Genomic DNA, 2477 nt, shown 5'->3' with positions numbered 1-2477 from the left:
ATGATCACCATCGTCTTGCGGCCTGATTTCGGCAACTTCAGCCCTGCTTTTGCCCAAATGGATTGGAACCAAATGCTGCCCCCGTCCGTTCGCGCTATTCGGACGGAGTCCTCGACAGAGGCTGGGGAGACGGTGGTGGATATTGGCCGCAGCGGCTTGCCGGATGTCTGTCAGGCTCAGGCCATCGCTTTTTATACCCCCCATCCGGGGAGATGGGTGGATGATCAGGCTCTGCAACGAGGGGAATATGGAGACTACCTTTGGGTTTCTCCGGTGCAGGCAGAACAGGTGGAGATCCGGGATTTGGGGTTACAACCTCTAGCGGCGGTGGAGGGCTGGCAACTGGTGCGCCGTTTGGATCCCCTCTTGGAGCAGGGCAGCGGGGAGCCTCTTTGAGTTTAAAAATCTTAAGTTTAAGAATCCTAGGAAGTGTTAAAGCATGGCGGGAATAGCGGAATCGGGCCGGTCGTGGGTGTCTCTAGAGCGTACCTGGGTAATCCAGGGATTGGCTTGGCTGGCAGCGCTGCTATTTGTGGCGGGGGTGATCCTGCTGGCGGGGGCTTCCCCTCTCCAGGTGGCGGCCAGCATGTGGCAGGGGGCCTTTGGCACTGAAGCTCAGTTTGGCCGGGTTTTGGCAACGCTGGCTCCCCTTGTCCTCTGCTGCTGTGGGCTGGTGTTTACGTTTGTTGCCGGTCTCTACAACTTGGGCATCGAAGGGCAAATGGTGGTCGGGGCAATTGCGGCCACGTTTCTGGTGCGTCTGGAAGCGGGATGGTTGCCGCCGCCACTGGCCATTACCTTGGCGCTTTTGGCCGGGATCCTGGGCGGGGCGGGCTGGGGCCTGTTGGCCGGGATCCTGAATGTGTGGGGGCGGGTCAACGAGATCTTCGCTGGGCTGGGGCTGAATTTTGTTGCCCAAGGTTGGGTGCTCTACCTGATCTTCGGCCCTTGGAAAAGGCCGGGGGTGGCTTCCATGAGCGGGACGGAAGTGTTGGATCCCCGTTTGTGGCTGCCCACCTGGGGGCGGTCAGAGGCCAGTCCGGTGGCGTTGCTGCTGGCCCTGTTGGCTTTGGCCCTGACAGTGCTGGTGGTGCGCAACACCCGCTTTGGCCTGCAGTTGCGGGCGGTGGGGAAAAACCCTGTAGCCGCTTTCCGGCTGGGGATCCCGGCTACCCGCAGGTTGCTCATGGCATTTGCCTGCTGTGGGGGCTTAGCAGGGCTGGCGGGCGCCTTGCAGGTGTTGGCTCTGTTCCATCGCCTCATCCCCAATATCTCCAGCAATTTGGGCTTTCTGGCCTTGTTGGTGGTGATGCTGGCAGGCTTTAACCCCCTGCTGATTTTGCCGATTGCCTTTTTCTTCAGCAGTCTTAACATCGGCAGCTTGCAACTGCCTCTCTCTTTGCAATTGGAGTCTTCTTTGGCCGGTGTGATTCAGGGATCCCTGGTGTTGTTCGTCTTGCTGGCCCAAGGGATCAGCCGCCGCTACTTCCTTGGGAAAGGTTAATGGCTTCGGCGATTTCTGGGATCCCTTTGCGTTAGCGTTGCGCAACAACGAGATTTAACTCCTATCGCGGGGGAAAACTTTGGATTTTTCTGCTCAGGAGAGTGGTGCGGTTCCTCTGCCGTAGGCATAGCACCATCAACATTGGGAAATGAGGCTATCGTAGAAGGATGAATCGGACATCCCCTTTTTCAAATCGACCGCTCATCGGCGTTACCACCCGCAACCGCAATGACGAGGGAGACTTTGTAGCGCCAGGCCGCTATGTGGATGCCATTCGTGCTGCCGGAGGGATCCCTGTTCTTTTTCCCCCAGGCGAAAGCGAGCCCCAGGTTTTGCTGTCTTGGGTGGATGGCCTGGTGTTGACCGGTGGCGGCGACCTCTGCCCCAGCACCTTTCGCGGTAGCGGGACGGAGTCCTTTGGAGAGGATCCGCAACATCCCCAGGTGCGCTATGTGAACGCGGAGCGGGATCGATTTGAGGTGGCCTTGGCTCAGGCCGTGCTGGCCCAGGGGATCCCTGTTTTGGGCATTTGCCGGGGGATGCAATTGTTAAATGTGGTCAGTGGCGGCAAGCTGTTCGCGGTAGCGGGACGGAGTCCTTGCGGGCATGAAAGATGTCTTGGTACTCAAATACGCTCGTTAGGCTGAGGCTTTGCCAGGGCGGGATCCCTCTGCGGCAGCTCAACACCCCAGTAGCCAGCAGAAAGCTGCCCCATGCTAGGCTCTAGGCGGTGCTGCCCTAGTCGGCAAGGGGGGACTTGAAGGATATGAAAAAAAGGGTGGGCAGGGTAGTTTTCGCAAGTGCTTTAACTTTTTTTGCCAGTTCAATTCTTCTGAGAGCCTACGGTTCGCATTCAATCGAGTGGGCTCGCCAGTTCGGAACTCCTGCGAATGAGGTGGCTGACTCTATTGCTGTCGATCGCGCCAGCGGTGCGGAGCACTTTCGCGCCAGCGGTGCGGAGCACTTTCGCGCC

At 58.7% G+C, this 2477-nt stretch carries 2 protein-coding genes and 1 pseudogene; all 3 read left to right on the top strand.

The window, feature by feature from the left end; translation table 11 throughout:
• A pseudogene (locus NW829_RS12045) lies at positions 1–396 on the top strand (dolichyl-phosphate-mannose--protein mannosyltransferase); the annotation flags it as partial.
• Between the two features lie 43 nt (positions 397–439).
• Complete coding sequence (locus tag NW829_RS12040; RefSeq protein ID WP_414417176.1) at positions 440–1504, top strand: ABC transporter permease; 1065 nt, start codon at positions 440–442, stop codon at positions 1502–1504.
• A gap of 167 nt (positions 1505–1671) precedes the next feature.
• Positions 1672–2151, top strand: a complete 480-nt coding sequence (locus NW829_RS12035; protein WP_414417175.1) for a gamma-glutamyl-gamma-aminobutyrate hydrolase family protein — start codon at positions 1672–1674, stop codon at positions 2149–2151.
• The last annotated feature ends 326 nt before the right edge of the window (positions 2152–2477 follow it).

The sequence above is a fragment of the Synechococcus sp. R55.8 genome (genome assembly GCF_047461895.1).
GTDB lineage: Bacteria > Cyanobacteriota > Cyanobacteriia > Thermostichales > Thermostichaceae > Thermostichus.
The sequence above is the reverse complement of the archived record's forward strand: the minus strand, read 5'-3'. Positions and strand labels throughout refer to the sequence as shown.